This is a genomic window from Anaerosphaera multitolerans (assembly GCF_004006535.1).
Taxonomy (GTDB): domain Bacteria; phylum Bacillota; class Clostridia; order Tissierellales; family Peptoniphilaceae; genus Anaerosphaera; species Anaerosphaera multitolerans.
In genome coordinates, this window is the sequence record NZ_RLIH01000001.1 from 59749 (window position 1) to 82581 (window position 22833).

General features: G+C 33.7%; 27 protein-coding genes. 16 read left to right on the forward strand and 11 right to left on the reverse strand.

Features of this window, described 5'->3' with window-relative positions; genetic code table 11:
* Window positions 1-327: 327 nt before the first annotated feature.
* The gene (locus EF514_RS00265) at window positions 328-774 is read left to right on the forward strand and encodes a nucleoside deaminase (RefSeq protein ID WP_127722640.1); all 447 of its coding nucleotides are present in this window, start codon (window positions 328-330) and stop codon (window positions 772-774) included.
* Here EF514_RS00265 and EF514_RS00270 read toward each other — a convergent pair whose 3' ends face one another.
* On the reverse strand, window positions 775-1296 hold the full coding sequence (locus tag EF514_RS00270) for a phosphatase PAP2 family protein (protein WP_127722642.1): 522 nt from the start codon (window positions 1294-1296) through the stop codon (window positions 775-777).
* Between the two features lie 392 nt (window positions 1297-1688).
* Between EF514_RS00270 and EF514_RS00275 the strand changes: the two genes are divergently transcribed.
* The 4 genes from EF514_RS00275 to EF514_RS10710 all read left to right on the forward strand — a co-directional run bounded on the left by EF514_RS00275 (window position 1689) and on the right by EF514_RS10710 (window position 6243).
* The gene (locus tag EF514_RS00275) at window positions 1689-3431 is read left to right on the forward strand and encodes an ABC transporter ATP-binding protein (RefSeq protein ID WP_127722644.1); all 1743 of its coding nucleotides are present in this window, start codon (window positions 1689-1691) and stop codon (window positions 3429-3431) included.
* Window positions 3418-5316 (forward strand): ABC transporter ATP-binding protein, encoded by a 1899-nt coding sequence (locus EF514_RS00280; protein WP_127722646.1) that lies wholly within the window; start codon window positions 3418-3420, stop codon window positions 5314-5316. Before EF514_RS00275 ends, EF514_RS00280 begins: the two co-directional genes overlap by 14 nt.
* A 106-nt stretch (window positions 5317-5422) precedes the next feature.
* Window positions 5423-6073 carry a DUF1361 domain-containing protein gene (locus EF514_RS00285; protein ID WP_127722648.1) on the forward strand — a complete coding sequence of 217 codons (651 nt, stop codon included), beginning with the start codon at window positions 5423-5425 and terminating at the stop codon, window positions 6071-6073.
* An 8-nt stretch (window positions 6074-6081) separates the two neighbouring features.
* A complete protein-coding gene (locus EF514_RS10710) occupies window positions 6082-6243 on the forward strand; it encodes a hypothetical protein (protein WP_164845505.1) in 162 nt (53 codons plus the stop codon).
* A 31-nt stretch (window positions 6244-6274) separates the two neighbouring features.
* Here the strand turns inward: EF514_RS10710 and EF514_RS00290 are convergent, their stop codons facing one another.
* A complete protein-coding gene (locus tag EF514_RS00290; protein WP_127722650.1) occupies window positions 6275-7144 on the reverse strand; it encodes a LysR family transcriptional regulator in 870 nt (289 codons plus the stop codon).
* Between the two features lie 108 nt (window positions 7145-7252).
* Here EF514_RS00290 and EF514_RS00295 point away from each other — a divergent pair, with 108 nt between their 5' ends.
* The 8 genes from EF514_RS00295 (at window position 7253) to EF514_RS00330 (ending at window position 12724) form a co-directional block, all read left to right on the forward strand.
* Window positions 7253-7831 carry a chromate transporter gene (locus EF514_RS00295; protein WP_127722652.1) on the forward strand — a complete coding sequence of 193 codons (579 nt, stop codon included), beginning with the start codon at window positions 7253-7255 and terminating at the stop codon, window positions 7829-7831.
* Entirely contained in the window at window positions 7821-8381 is a 561-nt protein-coding gene (locus EF514_RS00300) for a chromate transporter (protein ID WP_127722654.1), read from the forward strand. The genes EF514_RS00295 and EF514_RS00300 overlap by 11 nt, the downstream gene beginning before the upstream one ends.
* Before the next feature lie 256 nt (window positions 8382-8637).
* Window positions 8638-9798, forward strand: coding sequence for a thiolase domain-containing protein (locus tag EF514_RS00305; protein ID WP_127722656.1), 1161 nt, complete (start codon window positions 8638-8640; stop codon window positions 9796-9798).
* 1 nt (window position 9799) lies between these two features.
* Window positions 9800-10009 carry a Zn-ribbon domain-containing OB-fold protein gene (locus tag EF514_RS00310; RefSeq protein WP_127722658.1) on the forward strand — a complete coding sequence of 70 codons (210 nt, stop codon included), beginning with the start codon at window positions 9800-9802 and terminating at the stop codon, window positions 10007-10009.
* Window positions 10010-10176: 167 nt separating this feature from the next.
* On the forward strand, window positions 10177-10563 hold the full coding sequence (locus EF514_RS00315; protein ID WP_127722660.1) for a GntR family transcriptional regulator: 387 nt from the start codon (window positions 10177-10179) through the stop codon (window positions 10561-10563).
* Window positions 10541-11233, forward strand: coding sequence for an ABC transporter ATP-binding protein (locus EF514_RS00320; protein ID WP_127722662.1), 693 nt, complete (start codon window positions 10541-10543; stop codon window positions 11231-11233). Before EF514_RS00315 ends, EF514_RS00320 begins: the two co-directional genes overlap by 23 nt.
* 12 nt (window positions 11234-11245) lie before the next feature.
* Window positions 11246-12046: an ABC-2 transporter permease gene (locus EF514_RS00325; RefSeq protein WP_127722664.1), complete on the forward strand. Its 801-nt coding sequence runs from the start codon at window positions 11246-11248 to the stop codon at window positions 12044-12046.
* Window positions 12047-12205: 159 nt separating this feature from the next.
* On the forward strand, window positions 12206-12724 hold the full coding sequence (locus tag EF514_RS00330) for a nucleoside 2-deoxyribosyltransferase (RefSeq protein ID WP_127722666.1): 519 nt from the start codon (window positions 12206-12208) through the stop codon (window positions 12722-12724).
* A 109-nt stretch (window positions 12725-12833) separates the two neighbouring features.
* Here EF514_RS00330 and EF514_RS00335 read toward each other — a convergent pair whose 3' ends face one another.
* Complete coding sequence (locus EF514_RS00335; protein ID WP_127722668.1) at window positions 12834-13535, reverse strand: (Fe-S)-binding protein; 702 nt, start codon at window positions 13533-13535, stop codon at window positions 12834-12836.
* Window positions 13536-13661: 126 nt separating this feature from the next.
* On the opposite strand from EF514_RS00335, the gene EF514_RS00340 reads away from it, so the two are divergent.
* Genes EF514_RS00340 through EF514_RS00350 form a run of 3 tightly spaced genes read left to right on the forward strand, consistent with a single transcriptional unit; the run spans window position 13662 to window position 15566 of the window.
* Complete coding sequence (locus EF514_RS00340) at window positions 13662-14303, forward strand: hypothetical protein (RefSeq protein WP_127722670.1); 642 nt, start codon at window positions 13662-13664, stop codon at window positions 14301-14303.
* Complete coding sequence (locus tag EF514_RS00345) at window positions 14300-14929, forward strand: hypothetical protein (protein ID WP_127722672.1); 630 nt, start codon at window positions 14300-14302, stop codon at window positions 14927-14929. The genes EF514_RS00340 and EF514_RS00345 overlap by 4 nt, the downstream gene beginning before the upstream one ends.
* A gap of 10 nt (window positions 14930-14939) precedes the next feature.
* Window positions 14940-15566, forward strand: a complete 627-nt coding sequence (locus EF514_RS00350; protein ID WP_127722674.1) for a hypothetical protein — start codon at window positions 14940-14942, stop codon at window positions 15564-15566.
* A 24-nt stretch (window positions 15567-15590) separates the two neighbouring features.
* Here the strand turns inward: EF514_RS00350 and rlmH are convergent, their stop codons facing one another.
* The 8 genes from rlmH to EF514_RS00390 form a co-directional block, all read right to left on the reverse strand.
* Window positions 15591-16070 carry a 23S rRNA (pseudouridine(1915)-N(3))-methyltransferase RlmH gene (gene rlmH / locus EF514_RS00355; RefSeq protein WP_127722676.1) on the reverse strand — a complete coding sequence of 160 codons (480 nt, stop codon included), beginning with the start codon at window positions 16068-16070 and terminating at the stop codon, window positions 15591-15593.
* The gene (locus EF514_RS00360) at window positions 16067-16618 is read right to left on the reverse strand and encodes an isochorismatase family protein (protein ID WP_127722678.1); all 552 of its coding nucleotides are present in this window, start codon (window positions 16616-16618) and stop codon (window positions 16067-16069) included. Before EF514_RS00360 ends, rlmH begins: the two co-directional genes overlap by 4 nt.
* Before the next feature lie 9 nt (window positions 16619-16627).
* The gene (tpx, locus tag EF514_RS00365) at window positions 16628-17128 is read right to left on the reverse strand and encodes a thiol peroxidase (protein ID WP_127722680.1); all 501 of its coding nucleotides are present in this window, start codon (window positions 17126-17128) and stop codon (window positions 16628-16630) included.
* 130 nt (window positions 17129-17258) lie between these two features.
* The gene (locus tag EF514_RS00370) at window positions 17259-18614 is read right to left on the reverse strand and encodes an alkaline phosphatase family protein (protein WP_127722682.1); all 1356 of its coding nucleotides are present in this window, start codon (window positions 18612-18614) and stop codon (window positions 17259-17261) included.
* A 16-nt stretch (window positions 18615-18630) separates the two neighbouring features.
* Window positions 18631-19923: an ABC transporter substrate-binding protein gene (locus EF514_RS00375; protein WP_127722684.1), complete on the reverse strand. Its 1293-nt coding sequence runs from the start codon at window positions 19921-19923 to the stop codon at window positions 18631-18633.
* Between the two features lie 13 nt (window positions 19924-19936).
* Window positions 19937-20764 (reverse strand): carbohydrate ABC transporter permease, encoded by an 828-nt coding sequence (locus tag EF514_RS00380; RefSeq protein ID WP_127722686.1) that lies wholly within the window; start codon window positions 20762-20764, stop codon window positions 19937-19939.
* Between the two features lie 9 nt (window positions 20765-20773).
* Window positions 20774-21724 carry a carbohydrate ABC transporter permease gene (locus EF514_RS00385; protein ID WP_205666342.1) on the reverse strand — a complete coding sequence of 317 codons (951 nt, stop codon included), beginning with the start codon at window positions 21722-21724 and terminating at the stop codon, window positions 20774-20776.
* Between the two features lie 10 nt (window positions 21725-21734).
* The gene (locus EF514_RS00390; RefSeq protein WP_240648970.1) at window positions 21735-22772 is read right to left on the reverse strand and encodes an ABC transporter ATP-binding protein; all 1038 of its coding nucleotides are present in this window, start codon (window positions 22770-22772) and stop codon (window positions 21735-21737) included.
* Between the last annotated feature and the right edge of the window lie 61 nt (window positions 22773-22833).

Consider the following 22833-nt stretch of genomic DNA (forward strand, 5'->3'; position numbering starts at 1 on the left):
TTATTTTTGTAAGCTACTTCTCCTTATTTCTTATTCCAAATCCCACTCTTAAATTTGGAGAACATCAGAGTCATAAGACTTACCTATATTCAATAGCTGCTATTCTTAATCAGCAATATACAAACATCACTTAACTAAATAACATCTATATCAACGCCCTATTGGCAATTCACATTGGAAGATTGGATGAAATTGTCAAATTCCATACCAAGTCATACTTGGTATTATTAATATACCCAGTAAAATTAATAAACTAACATAAAAAAGAAAATTATTTAAAAATTTTGTCTTTTCCTTTAATTTTGTTAAAATTAAAATGGTGATATTATGAACAGAAAATTTTTCATGGAAGAAGCCTTAAAACTGGCTGAAATTTCCTATAAAAATAAAGACATTCCCGTAGGGGCAGTAGTGGTTTTAAATAATGAAATAATAGGAAGGGGTTACAACAGAAAAGAACTTTTAAAAGATGCTTCAGAACATGCGGAAATTATGGCTTTAAAAGAAGCCTCTAAAAAATTAAAGAGCTACCATTTAGAGGAATGTGAAATGTATGTAACTTTGGAACCTTGTGCCATGTGTGCAGGAGCCATAGTTAATTTTCGATTAAAAAAAATCCATATAGGTACAGAAAACCCTCGATTCGGATGCTGCGGCAGCAATTTAAATCTGCTTTCTCACAATTTCAACCACAAAACAGATGTGGAATTCGGACTTTTAAAAGAGCAGTGTTCAAAAATTTTATCGAATTTTTTTGAAGAACTTAGAAAATAATTACCTAGTTAATCTCTTTTCCAAATAATCTACTATTTGCCTTGAAATAATTCCGAAACCAACTCCTATTACAGCTCCTGCCAATACGTCAGTAGGGTAATGAACATAAAGATAAAGTCTGGAAAATCCCATAATCGCAGCAAATATAAAAAATCCGACACCTGGTTTTTTATTGTATAAATAAAGACTCGTTGCCGTAGCAAAGGCAGAATAGGTATGTCCTGAAGGAAAGGAAAAATCTGTAGGCGCCTTTATTAAAAGCTCAATATCCTTTATTGTAAAAGGACGCGGTCTTGCAATTAAAGGCTTTAATAACATATTTCCGAAAACCAAACACAAAATTAAAGACATCAGTATTGTAATGCCCATCTTCCTATCTTTTTTTCTAATTAAAAATACAAGCCCCACTAATATAAATATGAAGCCGCTATTTCCCAAAGTGCTAATTAACGTCATCACCTTGTCCAGTAGAGGACTGTGTAAAGTCTGTATCCAATTTAATATGTCAAATTCAAAAACCATAACCTAACTTTTTACTCCAACTTTTTATATTTAAATCTACCTTAAATCTTAACTTTAACTAGCTTGAAATTAAACTTTCGTATTTAAAACATATCCCTCTTTAATTCCCAAAGAGTTTCTTTAAAATTTTAAAAACTTCCTTAAACTTAATAATATATAAAATTATAGATATTCTATTGTAGTCTTATTATCTTAAATGATATATTAACATAAATTAAGTTTTTCTTAAAAGAAAATATTATAGCACCACAGTTCTCTTCATCCAACTAAAATACCGAATTTTTCTTTAATTTCTTATCCTAACCTCTTCCAAAAAATAATTTAATGGTATATCATATAGAGTACGGTGTTTACGCACCTTTTTTATTTTTGACAAGAAAAGGGGGCCTTATATGATTAAAAAAATATTTTCCAATGTCAAGGAATATAAAAAATTTGCCCTTCTATCTCCAATTTTCGTAATTATAGAAGTGGCTATGGATATTGCTATTCCCTTTTTAATGGGACTGATTGTAGATAGGGGAATTACAAATCCATCAAAAGAAAACATTTTAAACCTAGGTACCTACCTGTTTTTAAGTGTTATATTTGCGCTTATTACCGGAATTTTATCCGGATATTTTGCAACTAAATCCTCTGCAGGTCTTGCAAAAAACTTAAGACATTCAATGTTTAAAAACATTCAAAATTTTGCCTTTGAAGATATAGATTCTTTTTCTACAGGGTCTTTAGTTACAAGGCTTACCACTGACGTTCAAAACGTTCAAGTTGCATTTCAAATGTCTATAAGATTGGCCTTCAGAGCACCTTTGATGTTGATTTTCTCCTTTTTAATGAGTCTTCGTATTCATGTAAAAATCTCTTTAATATTCTTATTAATATTTCCAATTCTTGGAATAGGAATCGGAATAATAATTTCCAAGTCTTTTCCAATATTTAACAAAATATTTAGAACTATGGATAAATTAAATACTACTGTTTCCGAAAACTTACTTGGAATTAGAGTCGTAAAGAGTTTTGTAAAGGAAGAACATGAAACTCAAAAGTTCAAGGATATTTCCCTATCCCTTTTTAACAACTATGTAAGAGTGGGAAAACTATCTGCTCTAGCTGACCCTTTAATGCAAGCTTCAATTTATATAGTGGTTCTATTACTTGGATGGTTTGGCGCCAACTATATAGTAGTTGATCACAGTCTAAGTACGGGAGAACTTTTAAGTTTGGTAACTTATGCCTACCAAATTCAAGTTTCACTTATGATGGTTTCAATGCTTATTATTCAAATGATAGTTGCAAGAACCAGCGGTATGAGAATTGTAGCTGTACTGGATAAGGAATCTTCTCTTGATAAGAATGTTGATGGAGAAACTGAAATTAAAGATGGCAGCATTGAGTTTGACGACGTTTGTTTTTCCTATAGTAAAAAAGAGGATAAACTGGCTTTAAAAAATATCAGCTTAAAAATTAACTCAGGAGATAATGTGGGAATTATAGGTTCAACGGGATCTTCTAAGACAACGCTGGTAAGTTTAATTCCCAGACTTTACGATGTCCTTAGAGGAAGTGTTAAAGTTGGAGGAAAAGATGTTAGAGAGTACAATTTAAATGCGCTACGCGATGCAGTTGCAGTAGTTCTTCAAAAAAACCAACTTTTTACAGGAACTGTAATTGAAAACTTAAGATGGGGTAATGAAAATGCAACTTATGAAGAAGTGGAAAGAGCTGCCAAAATAGCTCAAGCTCACGACTTTATAACTCAAGTTCCCGAAGGATACGACCGTATAGTTGAAAGAGGAGGAACTAACTTCTCAGGCGGACAAAGACAGAGACTTTGTATAGCAAGAGCTCTGCTTAAAAAACCTCAGATTTTAATTCTTGATGACTCCACCTCCGCCCTTGACAATACCACAGAAAAACTTATTGTGGAAAATCTAAAGGAGCAGTTACCGGAACTTACTAGAATAACCATATCTCAAAGAATTAAATCCATTGAGGGCTGCGATTACATTATAGTTATGGACAACGGTGAAATTAATGGAATAGGTACACATGAAGAGCTTTTAGAAACAAATGAGATCTATAGAGAAATTTCTCAAAGTCAGGAAAAGGAAGGTGATTTTGATGAACCAAACTAAAAATCCAAAGAAAAGTAAAATCACATCACCTGAAAATATAAAGACCATTAAAAGACTTTTAAAATTTATATTTAAACAACATCCTTATAAATTGGTACTAGTTGCCTTTTTAGTTGCAATTTCCTCAACTATCGGTGTTGTAACATCTATATTTGTAAAAGTCTTAATAGATAGCTATATAATACCTATGATGTCTCAAAGCATTCCTGATTTTGGACCATTAATTCAAATAATTCTGACCTTTGCAGCTATTTACTGTCTAGGTGTGGTTTCATCATTTTTCTACACTAGAATAATGGTGGACGTATCAGAGGATATTCTTAAAAAATTGAGAGATGAACTCTTTGAACATTTGCAATCATTGCCGATTTCATACTTTGACTCCAATTCACACGGGGACATTATGAGTCGTTTTACCAACGACATTCAAATAATTGAGCAAATGGTAGCCAATTCAATACCACAGGTCTTCTCTTCAATATTGTCCTTTGTGGCGGTAATTTCAGCAATGCTCTATTCTTCTTTAATTTTAAGTGTCGTTGCTCTTGTTTCATTTATATTGGTTTTAATAGTTATGAACCAAATAGGAGGCAGGTCATCTAAGTACTTCCTAAGACAACAGGAGTCACTGGGTAAGGAGAACGGCTATATTGAAGAGATGATAGAAGGTCAAAAAGTTATTAAGGTCTTCTCCCATGAGGAAAAAATAGTTGAGGGCTTTGATGTTATAAATGACGAACTGGCAAAAAATACAACTTATGCCAATATGTTTTCATTAATACTACTTCCAATTGTATTTAGTATAAGTAACCTTCAATATGCCTTTACTGCAGTTGTGGGAGGGTTAATGGCAATAAACGGAAGCTACGGAATTTCCGTAGGAACTATAGCTGCTTTCTTGCAACTTTCAAGAGCTTTTGCAGGTCCTATTAGAAATATAGCTCAACAGATGAACGTAATAATCTCTGCCATTGCAGGAGCTAATAGAGTATTTAAATTATTAGATGAGGAACCTGAAGACTATAGCGGTGAAGTTTCTCTAGTTAGAATTAACAAAGATGAATATGGAAATATGGAAGAATGTGTTGAAAGGACTAATATGTGGGCTTGGAAGGACGAAAGTCAAAATCCGCCTGCATATACGGAATTAATGGGAGATATTAGATTCTTCAATGTAAATTTCTCCTACGATAAAAAACACAACGTACTTCACGATATTTCCCTATTTGCAAAACCGGGACAAAAACTTGCCTTTGTTGGGGAAACGGGAGCCGGAAAAACTACTATTACAAACTTAATAAACAGATTTTATGAAATAGATTCAGGAACTATAACCTATGACGGAATTGACATTAAGCGAATTAAAAAAGCGGACTTAAGACGTTCCCTTGGAATGGTACTACAAGATACTCATCTCTTTACGGGAAGTATTTACTACAATTTAAGTTACGGTAGAAACCACCTTGACAAGGAAGCGGTAAAAGATGCTGCTAAGAAAGTCCAGGCAGATAACTTTATAGAGCTTTTGCCTGAAAGCTATGACACTATAATCTCCGGTACTTCTTCAGACATTTCACAGGGACAAGCTCAACTCCTTTCCATTGCAAGGACGGAAGTATATGATCCGCCTGTCTTGGTCCTAGATGAAGCCACATCCTCAATTGACTCCAGAACTGAAATGCTCGTTCAGGAGGGTATGAATAGAGTTATGAAAAACAGAACAACTTTTGTAATTGCCCATAGACTTTCCACTGTACGTGATGCCGATGCTATAATAGTCCTATCCCAAGGTAGAATTATTGAAAGAGGAAGTCACGATGAGCTACTTGCTCAAAATGGCGTCTATGCAAGATTATATACTGGTGGCTTTGAAGAAGGCGACTAAAAATATTAAGTGCACTTAAAAACTTATTTTAGGTGCACTTTTATATTGCTTGAATTTAAGCCCATACTTCTATAAAATAGATACAAATAAACTTAAAGGCGATTTTATGAACAAGGAAACTGTAAACAACTACAAAAAGATATTTATATATTTTTTATTTTTTATGGCTCTATATGCCTGTGTAATTTATTTTAATTTTAATTTAAAGTACCTGCTCTTTAATGCAGGTCTGTCCTTTATTCCCTATTTACTGACCTCATTTTGCGTAAATATGAAAAATAAGGGGCTTGTATGTGTGCCCATTACTTTAGTGGCTGTGGTGTTTTATCCCAATACACTTTATATGTTTACCGATCTAATTCACATACGCACAAGTGAATTTTATTCCTATTCCGGCGGAGAAATGGTATATGTAATGGATTATTTAAATTGGGTAAAATTGGGAGTTACGGTGCTATTAGTTTTAATTTCCCTATGCCTGTGTTTTGAAAGTTTTATAAATATTTTAAAAATAATAAGATGTTATAAATACAAATTTGCAAGTTTTATAATGTTGCTTTTATTTTCTGCAATAAGCGGTGTAGCTCTTTATATCGGTCGATTTTTAAGGTATAACTCCTGGAATATATTTGACATAAAGGAAATTATAAACTACTTAATATACAACACCACTCAAAATGACCATATGCTCATTGCCCTCTTTGCCATTATGCACTTTATAGTAATTTTACTATTTGCAAATTTAAAAAGTCACTAGGAGAAATTATGAAGTATTTAAAAATTATAGTAGGTATATTGTTAATTCTGGGCGGTCTTAAAGAAATTCTAAACAATGGCGTAGTTACGGGAATAACTTTAATTTTAATCGGAGCACTCCTTATTAAAACCTATAACAGTGCACCGCCTAAGAAAAAAGATAAAAATTAACTTAATGTGGATCTAATCTATATTTTTTAAACTATACGCTTAAATCCACTAACTCCAAAAATTTATTTAGAGAATAAGTCCTGTATTTATTTTTATTTAAAACAAGACTTATTTTATTAAATATTTCAAAGTCTTCTATTTCAATCTCCTTTACATTTCCTTTTTTTAATTCTTCTAAAACTAAAACCTTAGGTAAAATAGAAATGCCTAAATCTTGTTTTACCCCTTCAACTAATGAATCTGTACTTACACTTTCCCACAAGGGATTTACTTTATATCCCTTTAAAGAAACAGCCGAATCAAATTCCTCTCTAACAGAACTGCCCTTTTCTCTTAACAATAAATCCTTTCTAAGTAATTCTTCAACGGAAATTTTATCATCACTGTAGTAATTATTTGAACTGATTGCTATTAATTTATAAGATGAAATTTGCTTTACTTCAAATTTATCAAGTGAAATATTTCCTTCTATAAAAGCCAAATCCACTTTCCCCTGAGTTAATAATTCCAATGAGTCCTCTGCCCTTTGAATTTTTACAATTACCTTTGTTTCCGGTGATATATCTTTAAATTTCCCTATTAATTTCGGAAGCTCTCTTTGAGAAAAAGTTATACAACAGGCAATATGCAACGGGGTGTCCTGTTCCAAAAATTTCATTCTGGACTCTAATCTTTCCATTCCCTCCAATATAGGCAGTATCTCCTTTGAAAACAGCTCTCCCGTCTTTGTCAGTTTTACTGATTTATGTAACCTTTCAAAAAGCTTAGTTCCCGTTTCTTCTTCTAATTTTTTCATTGCATGGGAAACTGCCGACTGAGTCAAATATAAATTGTCGGCTGCTTTCGTAAAGTTTTCCGTTTTTGATATTTCCCTAAAAATAATACATTGTTTAAAATCCATAACATCTCCTTGACATGAATTATATTCATAGTTATGTTGATATGTTATCATTTCACAAATGGCAATACAATACTTATAATAGAAGTCATAACTTTGGAGAGTGGTATTATGAAAAATAATTTAAAACTTTATCTCTGGCTTTTATACGTCAATTTATTTATAAGTTCCTTTACCTTCGGCGGAGGATACGTAGTAGTTCCCATGGTTAAAAAATACTTTGTAGAAAATAAAAATTTAATATCGGAAGATGAGTTAATGGAAATGGCAGCTATTGCTCAATCATCGCCAGGATCTATGGCTGTAAATTTAAGTATTTTAGCCGGAAAAAAAGTTGCCGGGATTCCCGGAATAATAATAACCCTTATTAGCTGTATAATTCCTCCTGTCATTATTTTAGGGTTGATTTCAAAATGGTATGTGGCTTTTTCTAAAAACATCTATATAAATGCCATACTTAGAGGAATGCAGGCCTGCGTCATAGCTTTAATAATAGATTTAGTAATCGATATGTATAAATCCATTATTAAGGAAAATTCCCTACTGTTAAAAATACTCGCTCCAGTGGCCTTTATTTCCTCAGCTTTTTTTAATATAAATGTGATTTTAATTTTGGTTTTAAGCTGCGTCATTAGCTTTTTTACTTTGTTTTTTAAATTAAAAAGGAGGGAGAGAGTCAATGATTTTTAAATTGTTTATTACCTTCTTTAAAATAGGCTCTTTTAGCATAGGCGGCGGATATGCAATTATGCCCTTAATTCAGGAGCAAGTTGTAAATCAGCACCAGTGGATTACGGAAAAGACCTTTACGGATATTATTACAATATCACAAATGACACCGGGCCCTTTAGTTGTTAACAGTTCCACCTTTGTAGGTATGCAGATTTCCGGACCGGTAGGAGCAGTCGTTGCTACATTCGGCTCCATTATAGGCGGAATTACCATAGCCATTCTCTTACATGAATTTTTTTCAAAATATAGAAGCTCACAATATGTTTTTCAAGTATTAAATAGTTTAAAAGCCTCGTCTCTAGGTTTAATAATGTCTGCCGGTTTTACTATGCTTTTACTGGCCTTTTTTAACAACTCCGATTTTAGAACTATTTCATCTATTAAAAACATAGACCTTATTGCAGTTTTAATTTCAGCAATATCTTTATTTATACTTAGAAGATTTAAGATTAATCCGATTATTGTAATGGTTGTAACAGGCGTTGTAGGTTTATTTGTATATGTTTAAGACTATAAAAAATAAGGCGTTTTAATTAAATTTAAAATGCCTTTTAAAATGCTCAAAATATAAAAATTCTTTATACTCCCCAATTTTTTGATTTTATTAAATTTTCAGGTATAGAAACTTTAAAATGGGTATAAAATTCGTACACAATAAAGTTCACAAATATCCGTTGTTTAAGGAAATTTTAAAATCTTCAGTAGGTTAAAACTTGTGCTTATTTTATATAAAATTTGCATTATTTTAAGGAAGGAGTGATTTTATGCGCTCTGTTTCAGTTATTGGAATAGGTGAAACTAAAATGGGTAAGCTTGACTCAGGTCTTCATGAGTTGATTTTAGAAGCCGGAAACAAGGCCATTGAAGATGCAGGAATAGAAAAAACTGCAATAGAGGCGGGCTATATAGGAAACTTTGACAGCGCCCACCTATGTAATCAAAACCATATCGGCGCAATGGTCTCTGAAGTTTTAGGGCTTAAAAACATACCCATGATTCGTACTGAAGCTGCCTGTGCTTCGGGAGGCGTGGCTTTAAGACAGGCTTATATGGCCGTTGCAGGAGGATTTTACGACATAGTCCTTGTGGGCGGTGTTGAAAAGATGACTCATCAGTCCACAGATATTGTAACTTCAGCGTTGGCATCTGCAATGGACTATGAAAAAGAAGCCTCTTTGGGACTTACCTTCCCAGGAAGTTTTGCCATGATTGCCCACCGTTACTTCCATGAGTTTAGAAATGTTAAAAAGGAAATGGCCATGGTGGCAGTACAGTCTCATAAAAATGCAATGTTAAACCCGGATGCTCAAATGCCAAGGGATTTGGATTTGGAAACAGTATTAAACGCCGACCTAGTTGCCAGCCCTTTAAGTCTCTACGACTGCTCCTTAATCACTGACGGTGCTGCCTTTGCAGTTCTTGCAACTACAGAAATAGCTCAATCTTTAAATAAACACCGCACTGTTGAAATAATCGGTTCAGGACATGCAGGAGACACTTTAAGTATTTTTGGAAAGAAACAACTTACAACCTTAGATGCAACTATATCCGCATCAAAACAAGCCTATGAACAGGCGGGATTAAAAGCTTCGGACATTGATTTTGCAGAAGTTCACGACTGCTTTACCATCACTCAGATTATAATTTCAGAGGACCTAGGCTTCTTTGAAAAGGGTAAGGGAGCAGATGCAGTCCTTGAAGGAAAAACCGCCAGAGACGGTATAATACCAATAAATGTAAGTGGCGGACTTAAAGCCAAGGGGCATCCCATCGGTGCCACAGGAATAAGCCAGCTTTACGAAGTAGTTACTCAGCTGCGTGGTGATGCCGATAAAAGACAACTTCCAAAGGCGAACATTGGATTAACTCATAATTTCGGCGGAACTGCCGGAACTTGTGCAGTCCATATTTTGAAAGGGTGGTAGTATGAAGACGACTATTTACAGCTACACTAAAATCTATGTGGCAGGTAAAGAATATAAAGATGATGCCCCTTTTATAAGCGCCATTCTTGACGAAGAGGGAAATAGATTTATAGGCATTGTTGAAGAAAATGGCAAAGAAGTGAAAATCGGCGCTGAAGTTTCTTTTTTAAGAAACAATGATAAGGGTAAACCAGTGTATTCATTAAAATAATATATAGCTTAGAATATATAGCTTAGACCGGTTCTATTTATTTAGAGCCGGTCTTTTTATTTATTATTTTCTTAACTAGTATAAATTTTAAAAAAAGCAGTTGACATCTTTTATGTTCGGGTGTATTATATAACCAATACACTAAGACTTGTTTACGGAGGTGAAATATGGAGTTTAATGGAAATGCACCTATTTATATACAGGTAATGGATCTGCTTAAAGCTAAAATAAGTGCCGGCGAATTAAATCTTGGCGATAAGTTACCATCAGTTAGAGATTTGTCTAAAGAGTTAAAGGTCAATCCCAATACTATCCAGAGAGCTTATCAGGAACTTGAAAGGGAGTCATTAGTCTTTACGCAAAGAGGCCTTGGAACCTTTATTACTGAAGACAGTGAATTAATTAAAAGCTTTAAAACTAAGGAGATAAATGATTTAATAAAAACCTTTATAGAGGACGTTATAAAACTGGGATACGACATTGAAGATGTCTTAGAAATATTAAAAACCTATTTAAATGAGGAGGAAATAAATGAACATAGTGGAAATAAATAATCTCACTCGAAAATACGGCAGAAAAACAGCCTTAAATGAAGTAAGCTTAAACATAGAAAAGGGAAAAATAGTGGGAATACTGGGACCTAACGGTAGTGGAAAGACCACATTAATTAAAATATTAGCAGGTCTGCTTAGACCCACTAACGGCTTTGTAAGAATTAACGATGAAGCAATAGGTATTAAAACCAAAGCCATGGTTTCCTACTTGCCCGATAGAACTTTTCTATACAGTTGGATGAAAATAAAAGACGCAAAAAATTTCTATTTGGATTTTTTCCCCGATTTCAACGAGAAGAAATTTGATGAACTGCTTAATTTTATGAATCTTAGTATGGAAATGAAGGTTACTGAACTTTCAAAGGGTATGCATGAAAAACTCAATCTGTCTTTAGTTCTTTCAAGAGATGCTGAACTGTACATCCTTGACGAACCTATTGCAGGAGTAGACCCCGTTGCAAGAGATCAAATCCTAGACGCAATTATAAATAATTATTCCAAAGACAGTTCAATGATTATAACCACTCACCTATTAAAAGATATGGAAAACCTCTTTGAAGATGTTGTCTTTTTACAAGAGGGAACGATAGTACTTGAAGGCAATGCCGAAGACTTAAGAAATGAGTATAACGGACAAATCGATACCATATACAAAGAAATATTCGGTTAACAGGAGGTAGAAATGTTAAATTTTATTAAATATGAAATAAAGGGAAGCTACAGATTTATTCTTGGAGTATTGGCTCTAACCACAATTTTAAATATAGGCAATTTTTTCTATTTGGATAAAGTAAATTATACGGGACCCTCTGCCATAGGAGGAATCTTTCTAGGTTTTTCCTTTTTGGTAATTTTCGGAATGATGATTGCAACTTTTTTCTACATTGTAAATTTATTTAGAAAAGACCTTTACGAAGACAGAGGATACTTAACCTTTACTCTGCCCATCAGTTCCCAAAAAATACTTGCATCTAAAGTCCTAGTTGCTTTTTTATGGTTTACAGTTGTTACTATAGGATTTATACTATCTAATATACTGGCTGTAAATCTAATAAGTTCAAATGTAATTTTAAGTGACATTTATAGATTTTTTATGGTAACTGACATACCATGGAAAGAAATTTTTGCGCTTTTCATAGGAATAATTACCAGTTCCATAATAACTCTATTGATTATTTTCTTTTCAATGACTGTTGGAAGAGTTTCAATAAAAAGTAAAAAATTTAAGGGAGTATGGTTCTTTATCTTTATTTTTATTTCCATAATCCATTCCTTAATTAATGTTAAAGTAATAGAGATTACTCCTTACTATTTTAATATAAGCACCTTAGGTTTTGAATATATAAACAATTACTTTTTCGGAGCAACTTTTAATGACGGTGTTTTTATAGTTAACTTGGGGTCAATATTATTTAATATTTTAACTTTACTCGGATTTTTCTTTGGCACAAGTTATTTAATGGAAAACCATATAGATTTATAATTTTTCTTTAAAAACAGTTTTTGTATATCAAAAGCTGTTTTTTGTTTTTAATATTATTTTAATAATTTTACTACTTTTCGAATATCCTTTGAGTTTACTTTTCTAATTTTATATAATTAATATATTATGTAATTAAATCAACTATAATAAGGAGACAATATGAAAAAATTTACGGGATATTTTGCATCTCATTTTTTTAATGCGGGAATGTTTGAGTGGACGGAAAAAGTCGCCCAGAGAATTGAAAGTGAAACGGGAATTGACCTATACGTTCCTCAACGAAACGGAGAAATAAACGACAAGAAAAACAATGATGACATTATTACGGACATTGCCATATCAAAGGCTGATACTGCTCAACTTAAAAAAGCAAATATATTAATAGCATGTCTTGATGGACTGACTATTGATGACGGAGTTGCTGCGGAAATAATGGCCCATGGAGTTATGGCTGAAATTGAAGAAGAGTATAACATTAATAAAGATTTCCCAAGGATGATTATCGGAATAATTACGGATATGAGATATCACGGTACGGGAGACAATCACCTTTACCGAAATTTAATGATAATTGGTAAAGTAAGAGAACATGGCCACCTAGTAGTGGGCTATCCCGGAGATGACAGCTATATTGACGAAATTATAAAACATATTAAAAACTTTATAGCAAAAAATTAAATAAAGGAGTCGGAGTAAAAAATACTCCGATTTTTTATTCACATTCCCGTTAAAATCTCAAAAAACTATCCACAATTTCCACAGTTATCCACAGACTTATACATAGTGACTAATGAGAATCTATATAATCCTGTACCGTTTTATGGTATTTAACCAAATCTCTTTCCTGAGCTTCAGTACTTTCTCCAAGAAGTAAATCCACCATGTACCTGGGTTCTTTTCCTCCTATTAACATGGATTTAATACAGGATACACAGTATACTGCCACTTCATCGCAAGGCATCTGTGATGCACGCTTTTTTTGAAATTCATGGACTTTTTCCAAGGGCACTCTGCCAAATAAATTATCCCCGCAACAGATGGACTTTGTACCGCTAAACTCCGAATCTATCACTTTAATTCCCATTTTATTTAAAAGACTTCTAACTGCCCTGTGGACTTGAGGTTTCGGACGATAGGAGCAGGAATCGTGAACGGATAAAGTAAGCCTCTCATACTTGGGAAGAGGAAGGTCCTCTAATGAATCTAAAATCTCCCAGAGGGAAATAGTTTCAATTCCTTCATAGAGGGAACGAAATCTTCGGTCACATCCTGCACAGTTATTGATTATAGTAGCTCCCTTGGGCAATTTAGGATTGTGGTGACAACAGATACTGTGAAGTTTCACCTCACCAAAATACTCATTTAAGATTTTTAAAACCCTATTGGCACTTTCAGGTTTATAGACACAAAGGGCACATCCCGGATTAAACCAACAGTTTTTCATATCTATTTTTGAAATTTCAATACTTTTTAATCTACCTTCTTTCAAATTCTTCCTCCAACTTTTAAAATATGTAGTCACTTCCATAGCTTATCTGTAAAAATTATAACATATACTTTTATTTTTACCCTCCTGATAATAAAACATGGTATACTTTTTTTAAGAGGTGTTGTTATGAAAAAATTATATATATTGATTTTGACCTTATTCTTAGTGGGATGTGGCGGTATACATATAGGATATACTAACATAGAGCCAATACCTGTAGATATAAGCAACAAGGAGTTAAATTTATATAGGAGTATTTTAGGGGAATCCAGGTTTTTTAGAATAAAACCGCCTGAAAATTCACTATCTTATTCAACTGAGGTATATTTACATAAAAATGGAGAATCTAAATTACAACTTCACAGTTCAGATAATTTCACTGTCCTTCCAAAGACCGGTTTTAATATAGGTTGTGGCTTAATATATGATAAATTTGTATTTTACAATGAAAGTAAGTATAAAACCGATACTTTCAGTGGCCAAGGATATGGTACCTCCTCCTTTCAAGGGGAAGAAAGTACAAAGAGCTATCAAGAAAGTTCCCGAAAATTTCTTGATACAAAGGTTAAGGATGTGGAGTTAAATGAGCCCGTTATCTTGGAACTGCTATCCTTTTCAAATAAAAATACAAGCGAACCCGACTACAAGAAAACCTATATGAAAGAATATGAATTTGACAATGAGAGAGTATATTATATTTTTACAATTACCTTTTATGACTACGATATAACAAAGCAGGATATGCCAGAAAGGTTGGAAGAGCTATGAGGAAAAAACTGATTTTTATAACTATATTTTTACTTTCCATTACAGCTGTATTTGTACTTTCAAATAAAAATCCATATATTAAGACCATTACTAAAAGCAAAATAGACGTGGATAATATAAATATAAATGCTATGGACGGTATTGAATTTAAAAATACAATTCCCAATAATATTAGTTTCTACAAGGTAAAGCCACCAAAGGAAAGCAAATCTTTCTCCATAGATATTTACAAAGCCTATGGTGAAGAAATAAATAAGTACTCCGGTGTTTTGGATAACTATGAATTTGCTGATAAAAAGGGTTTTGAACTTGCCCTTGGAACTATTTCCAATCTTCCCCTAATAAAATTTGAAAATTTTGAAATGACCATTCCCGAAGATGGAAAGGAAATTTCAGAAAGTGAGGTACATTTTACAGGTTTTTCCACTCTTGAGGGGAAAAAAGAATTTTCCAAATTAAGGGAGCCTATTATTTTAAAAACGCTGTGTTTTTCCAAAATCCATGGAGCAGCATTTAGCAACACCGATTATTTAAATATGTATAAATTGAATAAGGATTATAACTACTACTTCTTTACAATTACATTTTATGATTGGGACATAATAGAGGAAGATAAAATTAATTAGGAGGTAGAAAATGAAATTTAAAAAAATTATTTTACCATTAATACTTTTACTGTTTTTAACAGCCTGTGGTGACAAAACTGATACTAATAGCGAGACGTCATATATAGAAAGAACCCTTGAAGAAAATATTCCAAAAGAATTTAAAGCTTACGAAGCAGTACTTGGTGAAACGTATTTTTACAAGGTAAAGCCCCCAAAGGGAACAAAGTCCTACCAGCTTAATATTTTTTCCAACCAATATGACTCTGTAGCAAATAAAGGGATTTTCGGCTTTGAAGAATATGACTACACCTTTGGATTAGTTCAAAGTATTCCCTTTGAATACAATGAACCAACAGATAAAGAAATAAATATTGGCGCAGGCTTTATTTCAAATACTTTAATTATGAATAATGATGAGGCGTTTTTTACTGTGGAAATAGATGAGATTGCTGCAAATAAGAGCCAGATAATTCAATCTACTTCCCTTTTAAAACAGGAGGATTTGGAATTGAATAAACCAATGGTACTCTGCTCAGTTAAATGTAGCGATGCTAAAACGCCAAAAAGAAATGATATTACCTATTTGAAAGATTACACCTTAGATGAAGAAAGCATAGATTACTTTATCACCATTACATTTTTTGACGGAGAATAAATAAAGGTACCCTTCAAGGTACCTTTATTTATGGTAGGGATAATTGTTAATTATCCTAAATGCTCTATATACTTGTTCCAATAATATAAGTCTCATTAATTGATGGGGAAAAGTCATTAGCGAAAAAGAGAGGACGAAATTTGCTCTTTTTAAAACCTTTCCACAAAGTCCGTTTGAGCCTCCAATTATAAAGTCAATTGTGGAATTTCCTCCTAATTGAATCATCTTTATTCTTTGGGCAAATTCTTCTGATGTAAGTTTTTTACCCTTTGAATCTAAAGCAACTACATAGTCATTCTCCTTTATTTTTTTGAGAATTCGCTCTCCCTCTTTTATTTTCACCATCTCTCTTTCACCTTCTGAAAGACTTTCCGGTGCACTTTCATCTGCAACTTCAATTATATTGACCTTTGCATGGGGAGTAAGTCGCTTTATAAACTCTTCAATTCCCTCTTTAATATAATTCTCTCTAACTTTTCCAACAGCAATTATATTTATGTTCATATAAACTCTATGCCTCGATTCTTTAGCTCTTTGAGATTATCCAAATGATCCTTTTCATTGACATAGCCTGTTCCTTCAACATAAAAACTTACATTTTTTCCATTTTTTTCAAGTTCAAGTATTGTCTCTCGAACACAGTACTCACTTGCAAGTCCACATACTATAAATTCATCTGATATAATTTCATCAATGGACTCACCCTTGTAATTTTTAGCATAGTAGGCGGAGTACTCTTCCACCTCATCATCTAAACCTTTTTTGTAAATATTATCTTCATTAGGTCGGTGATTTTCATTTTCTATTTTGGAAAACTCTTCTGATAGAAGAGAACCTTCCTCCCCAGCTACACAGTGTACCGGCCAAATTCCTCCATTTATCTCAAAGGATTTATTTTCCGGTGAATGATAGTCCATGGAATATACCACTTTATCAAAGGCTCCACTGTTTATCTTTTTAACAATGTTATTCACTGCCTCTTTTGACTTTATACATGCAAGACTGCCATCTATAAAGTCCTTTTGACAATCTACTACAACTAAGGTTTTCATTTCACTCTCCTAAATCAGTTTTTTTAATTCTTCCAAGGCTTTGTCAAAGTTAACTTCATGGGTAACCTCTTCTACATATTCAACGTATGATATTTTACCATCTCTGTCCACAATTACAATACCTCTTGATAAAAGTTTTAATTCATCAATTAAAAATCCATACTTCTTTCCAAATTCATGATCTCTGTAATCGGATACTACAATTGCACTTTCTATTCCCTCAACTGCACAGAATCTCTTTTGTGCAAAAGGAAGGTCCACAGATACTGTAACTATTGCCACGTCATCGCCAAGTTTTGAAGCTTCTTCATTAAAAAATTTAGTCTGAATGGAGCAAACACCTGTATCTATTGAAGGGACTACTGAATAAACTACCACCTTGCCCTCTAGTTCCTTTGAATTAAACTCCGAAAGGTTCAAGTTAACCGCCTTAAATTCAGGAGCCATCTCTCCCACTTTCACCTGTTCTCCAACTAATGTAACTTTATCTCCGCCAAATGTTACGTTCATAATATACCTCCTTATATTTTAAATTCACTTTTGAAAACTATTTTTCAACTATAAGAGATATACCCAACAAAAAATAAAATTATCCATTGTTTTTTTGTGAAATCATAAGATTTGTCTTTAAATCTGTAAATTAAATTTTATTTACTACTGCTTTTTCTTTAGTTTTTATAATTTCATCGACGCCTTTTAAAATATTTACAGGACTTCCCACAGCCCCTTCTATTTCAACGCCGCATAATTTTGCCAGTGTTGGAGCAATATCAATTATTTTGCCACGCTCCAACACCATATTTTCTTTTATGTCAGGCCCCAGGGCTACAAAAGGAGGCTTTGTACCCTTTACCGGATGATGGCCGTGTGTTGCCTTATAGTAATTAAATTTTTCAGATGTGGAGCTTATAAATACTTCTCCCTCAACTTCCTTTTCGCCAAATAAGACCCCCTCTTTACCCTCTACTACAAAGGAAAAATCTCCCCTTAATCCCTCTCTTAACGCCACTTCATCAGCTGTATATATTCTTTCTATATATTGGGGGTAATCATCTCTTATTATATTTAAAATTTTCAATACTTTCTTATACATTTCCTCACTGTCCTCTTTTAAAAATATCTGAGTTGAAAATCCCGCAGAAAAAGAATAACATTCATAATCTACTACTTTTCCCTTATTAAGAGTTATAAGACCGTAATCCGCAAAAAGTTTATTTAAGGAAAATACTCCGTCAATATTTATTTGTCCGTGGTCCCCCAACATTACAAAGTTGGTGCTATTATAGGTTCCCGCTTTTTTAGTCGCTTCTATAAACCTGCCTGCAATTATGTCCAGCTGTCTTAAACAATCATCTACTTCCTTACTCTCAACTCCATACTTGTGACGTACATGGTCCAAATGAATAATGTGACATAGCAATAAATCCGGCCTTTCGTTTTCCAGAATATCAAGGGCAATTTCAACTCCGTAATTTAACATATCTTCCGTATTACTCCAGTTATAATGACTGATATAGGAGTTATAGTACCTGTCAAAGACATTTTTAGATGAGGTTCTGTAAAATAATTCTTCCACTGACTCATCGCTTAAATTATCAGGCCAAATCTCCGGCAGATTCCAACCTCTTTTTTCACCGCCTGTAACGGGCCACAGCACACTTGCCGTAGTCTTTCCCTTTTCCTGCAGTACATCTACTAAAGTAGGAACCTTAATATATTTCTTCTCCCAATGCCATTTGGAACCCATTATGTTAAAGTCCGGATTTTCATGGTAGAGGGAAGGTAGCTGATTATGTGTAATTCCGTGTTTATCGGGATATACTCCCGTCAACATAGTGGTATGAATGGGATAGGTCAAAGTGGGATATATTTCATACATATTTTTTATCACAGATGCCCTTTGGAAAATTTTTGAAAAATTAGGCATTTTAATTAACTTTTTTAAATCTGTTGATTGAAGTGCGTCAAAGGACAACACCACTAATTTATTATTCATCTTCTTCTCCTAAATATTACTTACTTAACAGTTCATTGGCTTTAATTTCAAACTCGGCTAAAGTGGAATCTATATCGGCACCATTTACCCAAATTGCGTCCATAGTTTCCGTTAAATACTTCTTCACTTCCGCATAGGCGGGGTTCATGGGACGACCTGTGCTGTAAAGCTCCAATTGGTCCAAGGCCACTTTAAATTGTGGCGTTTCTTTATAAAGCGTTTTAATTTTATCTGTTTCGGCTGCGCTTTTTCTACTTGGCACATAGCCCGTATAGGCGCTTGCATAGGCTGACTGTTCCGTATCTACCATCCACTTTATAAACTCCCATGCAGCTTCTTTTTCCTCAGGAGAAATTTCCCTAGCCATTACTAAATTACATCCTCCTGTGGGAACTCCATAATCCACCTCTTTAGGCAGAAAACAGGTATTTACTTCAAAGTTGTTTTCCTTTGCAATTTCTAAAATCTTGGTGATATCTCCCGTTGACTGCATCCACATTGCTGTATTTTGATTCATATAGTCAGCTTCTAATTTTGCAGAGTCACTTCCCGCCATAAACCTAATATAATCTTTATCTTTTAAATCCTTAAAGAATTGAAAAACTTTTTTGCCCTCTTCTGAATTTAAGTTGGTCTTAGTTTCATCTTCACTTAAAACCGAACTTCCATGTTCCAACATAAAACCTTCCAACAACCAGTCGTAGGAATGCATACTAAGTCCATAAGCTCCCGTTTTTTCCTTGACTATCTTGGAATACTCCGCAAGTTCATCCCAAGTTTTAGGGCCTGTGGGATCAAGTCCCGCCTTTTCCAATAAAGTTGTATTTAAATAGAGTATGGGTGTACTTCTAAGGTAGGGTAGACCGTACCAAACATCTTCAACTTTACAATTTCCAAGCAGGCCTTCATAAAAATCTCCCATATCGATATTATCTTTTTCAATATAGGGAGAAAGAGGTTCTATTACTCCATTATCAGCAAAGGTTTTTATTGAGGCAATTTCCATTACACTTACTGCGGGAACCTCTCCTGCAACATGGGCAGCTTGAAGTTTTTGATGCAGCTCATCATAGGAGCCTTGGTATTCGGCCTTTACCACAATATTTTTTTCCTTTCCCACAGTTTCATTAAATTGTTTAACTAAATTTTCATTGTTCTCCTGAATTTTATCTGTCCAGGAATACCAATAGGTTATTTCCATTGGATTATCCGAATCTTCTTTGCCGGCTTGGGAAGAATCCGCTTTACTGCAAGCTACTAAACTTAAACTTAACAAGACCATTAATACTAAAGTGAATTTTTTTCTCATTTACTATCTCCTTTTATTTTATGCCTGTATAAGACAGGGCATCCATAATTTGCCTTTGAGCAATAACAAATACTATTAATACAGGAATTATCAACAATACATTTCCCGCCATTATAATATGGTAGTTCAATCCGCCCTCCATAGTTCTCAGCGCCGCTATTCCAACGGGAAGCGTACGCACTGCATCATTTGTAGTTAGAACAAAGGGCCAAAAATAATCGTTCCAAGAGGATATAAAGGTAATCAGTCCCAAAGTTACCAATGTAGGTCTTGCAATGGGAAGCATAATTCTTGTAATAATCTTTCCTTCACTTGCCCCGTCTAATTTTGCAGCCTCTACTAACTCCTTGGGAACCTGCATAAAGGTCTGCCTTAACATAAATATTGCAAAGGCACTGGTTGCCGAAGGAAGTATTAAAGAAAGGTAACTGTTAATTAAACCCAATTTACTAAACATTAAAAATACAGGTAAAAATATAAGTTGAGCGGGAATCATCATTGTAACAAGAGTTATTCCAAATAAAATTTTCCTGCCCTTAAAATCATATCTTGCAAAGGCATAGGCAGCCGGTATTACAGTTACAACTTGACATAGCAAAGTTCCGGTTACTACAATTAAACTGTTTTTCAGCATATGCAGAAAGGGAATTGCCTCAAAGGCCCTTACAAAATTATCCCACTGCGGATTTTTCACAATAAAGCCGGGAGGCATTTGCAAGGTCTGCCCTAGAGTTTTTAAAGAAGTTACAACCATCCATGCAAAGGGAAAAACAAAAATTACCACCAACAATATATTTAAAAGATTTTTCATTAAAAAACCTAAACTTTTTTTAATTGCCATAATTCCTCCTTACTGATAGTGAACTTTCTTACTTAAAGCCCAGAAATACAAAATTGTACAAATTCCTATAAGTCCCATTAACACCACTCCCATCGCTGAAGCATATCCGATTTTATAATATTTAAAGCCATATTCATAAAGGTTAAAAACCAAAGTATTTGTTGAGTTCATAGGACCTCCCTGAGTCATAATACTTACAGTTTCAAAGACCTTAAAGGATGAAATAATATTCATTAGCACCAAAAAGAAAATTGAAGGTGAAATCATAGGCATAGTTATTTTAAAAAAAACTTTTTGCTTACTTGCCCTGTCCAAATTTGCAGCTTCATATAAATCCTTGGGAACTGCATGCATTGCCGAAAGTAAAATAATTACATTATAGCCCACTCCCTTCCAAACCGATACAAGTATTATGGAATTAAGGGCAATCTTCGGATCTTCCAGCCATTTAACGGAATTTATTTCCAGAACTTCAAGCAGATAATTTAAAAGTCCGTAGTCGCTGTCCATTAACCACATCCAAATAAAGGCTATGGATATTAAAGGAATTACATAGGGAGTAAATATTATCCCCTGCAATATTGAATTAATCTTCCTACTTTCCTTTAAATATTCAGCCAGCATTAAAGCAATTCCAACGGAAAAAAACACTGTATAAAAGGTATATTTCATAGTATTTACAACTACTTGAAGAAATTCTTCACTTGTAAATAAAGCTTTGAAATTTCCCAGCCCTATAAATACTTTTTCTCCTATTAAATTCCATTCAAAACCGCTTAAATAAACCATATATCCTATTGGATAAAGTACAAATACTGCAAGGATTATAATAGCGGGGCTTACCATTAAGTAGGGTTTGATTTTGGAAAGTTCTCCATATTTCTTGTTTCTTTCCTTTAATTGTCCCCGCAACTTATACCTATTTAAATATTGACTTTGAGTGTTTCGAGTATGTTCCACTTTACTCCTCCTAACTTAGAGTCTTTGCCACTCTATTCCCATTTTCATCAAAATAGTGAATATTTCTATTGTCCACCCTTACTACACAATTTCCCATGGAAATTTTCCTTTCATCAAAGCTTTTAACCTGTATGTTCCCAAATTCCGTTTTTACTTTAAATATTTTTTGATCTCCCAGCATCTCCTTTGCTGTTACTTTCCCATAAAAAGAATAGACATCTTTTAATTCACTTAAATCAGAATCTATATATGCCTTTTCAGGTCTAAAACCAATATGACTAATAGAAGTCTTCCCCTCATTTAAAACATTTAAAGGCAGTATATTCATAGGAGGAGAGCCTATAAATTTAGCGGAAAACATATTTTCAGGAAGATTGTAAATAGCTTCAGGAGTACCCTGCTGTTTAATTCTTCCCCTTTCCAGCAAAACTATTTCCGTTCCCATGGACATTGCCTCTACCTGATCGTGAGTTACATATACAAAAGTGCTTTTTAATTTTTGATGTAATTCAATTAAATCCACTCTTATTTGACTTCTAAGTTTTGCATCTAGGTTGGAAAGAGGTTCATCCATTAAAAACACATCCGGCTTTTTAACCAAGGCCCTTGCCAGAGCAACTCTCTGTCTTTGACCTCCTGAAAGCTGTTGCGGTTTCCTATTTAAAAATTCTATAATTCCAAGAGATTTTGATGCATTATTTATTCTCTCCTCCCTTTCCTCCTTTGGCAATTTCATATTCTTTAATCCGAACTCAATATTTTCCTTCACCGTCATTGTGGGATAGAGAGCATAGTTTTGAAACACCATGGCGACATTTCGCTTCCCCGGCTCAATATCTCTTACTGAATTGCCACCCATAATTATGTCGCCCTCTGTTGGCTCCTCAAGACCTGCTATCATTCTTAAAATTGTGGACTTACCGCATCCCGAAGGACCAAGCAGGACTGTAAAACTTTCTTTTTCTATTTCAAGATTCATATTTTCTATAATGGGCTTTTGATTTCCGAAAGCTTTATAAATATTTTTCAACACTATTTTATTTTCCAAAATATTCTCCTTTCAAGGTGGTTTTCCCTTCACTACGGTCCAAGTATATAACCCAAGTGTA

What these genes read in the sequence shown, in the direction of transcription:
- EF514_RS00265 (WP_127722640.1), top strand. Translation starts at nt 328, where the DNA reads ATGAACAGAAAATTTTTCATGGAAGAAGCCTTAAAACTGGCTGAAATT.
- EF514_RS00270 (WP_127722642.1), bottom strand. Translation starts at nt 1,296, where the DNA reads ATGGTTTTTGAATTTGACATATTAAATTGGATACAGACTTTACACAGT.
- EF514_RS00275 (WP_127722644.1), top strand. Translation starts at nt 1,689, where the DNA reads ATGATTAAAAAAATATTTTCCAATGTCAAGGAATATAAAAAATTTGCC.
- EF514_RS00280 (WP_127722646.1), top strand. Translation starts at nt 3,418, where the DNA reads ATGAACCAAACTAAAAATCCAAAGAAAAGTAAAATCACATCACCTGAA.
- EF514_RS00285 (WP_127722648.1), top strand. Translation starts at nt 5,423, where the DNA reads ATGAACAAGGAAACTGTAAACAACTACAAAAAGATATTTATATATTTT.
- EF514_RS10710 (WP_164845505.1), top strand. Translation starts at nt 6,082, where the DNA reads ATGAAGTATTTAAAAATTATAGTAGGTATATTGTTAATTCTGGGCGGT.
- EF514_RS00290 (WP_127722650.1), bottom strand. Translation starts at nt 7,144, where the DNA reads ATGGATTTTAAACAATGTATTATTTTTAGGGAAATATCAAAAACGGAA.
- EF514_RS00295 (WP_127722652.1), top strand. Translation starts at nt 7,253, where the DNA reads ATGAAAAATAATTTAAAACTTTATCTCTGGCTTTTATACGTCAATTTA.
- EF514_RS00300 (WP_127722654.1), top strand. Translation starts at nt 7,821, where the DNA reads ATGATTTTTAAATTGTTTATTACCTTCTTTAAAATAGGCTCTTTTAGC.
- EF514_RS00305 (WP_127722656.1), top strand. Translation starts at nt 8,638, where the DNA reads ATGCGCTCTGTTTCAGTTATTGGAATAGGTGAAACTAAAATGGGTAAG.
- EF514_RS00310 (WP_127722658.1), top strand. Translation starts at nt 9,800, where the DNA reads ATGAAGACGACTATTTACAGCTACACTAAAATCTATGTGGCAGGTAAA.
- EF514_RS00315 (WP_127722660.1), top strand. Translation starts at nt 10,177, where the DNA reads ATGGAGTTTAATGGAAATGCACCTATTTATATACAGGTAATGGATCTG.
- EF514_RS00320 (WP_127722662.1), top strand. Translation starts at nt 10,541, where the DNA reads ATGAACATAGTGGAAATAAATAATCTCACTCGAAAATACGGCAGAAAA.
- EF514_RS00325 (WP_127722664.1), top strand. Translation starts at nt 11,246, where the DNA reads ATGTTAAATTTTATTAAATATGAAATAAAGGGAAGCTACAGATTTATT.
- EF514_RS00330 (WP_127722666.1), top strand. Translation starts at nt 12,206, where the DNA reads ATGAAAAAATTTACGGGATATTTTGCATCTCATTTTTTTAATGCGGGA.
- EF514_RS00340 (WP_127722670.1), top strand. Translation starts at nt 13,662, where the DNA reads ATGAAAAAATTATATATATTGATTTTGACCTTATTCTTAGTGGGATGT.
- EF514_RS00345 (WP_127722672.1), top strand. Translation starts at nt 14,300, where the DNA reads ATGAGGAAAAAACTGATTTTTATAACTATATTTTTACTTTCCATTACA.
- EF514_RS00350 (WP_127722674.1), top strand. Translation starts at nt 14,940, where the DNA reads ATGAAATTTAAAAAAATTATTTTACCATTAATACTTTTACTGTTTTTA.
- rlmH (WP_127722676.1), bottom strand. Translation starts at nt 16,070, where the DNA reads ATGAACATAAATATAATTGCTGTTGGAAAAGTTAGAGAGAATTATATT.
- EF514_RS00360 (WP_127722678.1), bottom strand. Translation starts at nt 16,618, where the DNA reads ATGAAAACCTTAGTTGTAGTAGATTGTCAAAAGGACTTTATAGATGGC.
- tpx (WP_127722680.1), bottom strand. Translation starts at nt 17,128, where the DNA reads ATGAACGTAACATTTGGCGGAGATAAAGTTACATTAGTTGGAGAACAG.
- EF514_RS00370 (WP_127722682.1), bottom strand. Translation starts at nt 18,614, where the DNA reads ATGAATAATAAATTAGTGGTGTTGTCCTTTGACGCACTTCAATCAACA.
- EF514_RS00375 (WP_127722684.1), bottom strand. Translation starts at nt 19,923, where the DNA reads ATGAGAAAAAAATTCACTTTAGTATTAATGGTCTTGTTAAGTTTAAGT.
- EF514_RS00380 (WP_127722686.1), bottom strand. Translation starts at nt 20,764, where the DNA reads ATGGCAATTAAAAAAAGTTTAGGTTTTTTAATGAAAAATCTTTTAAAT.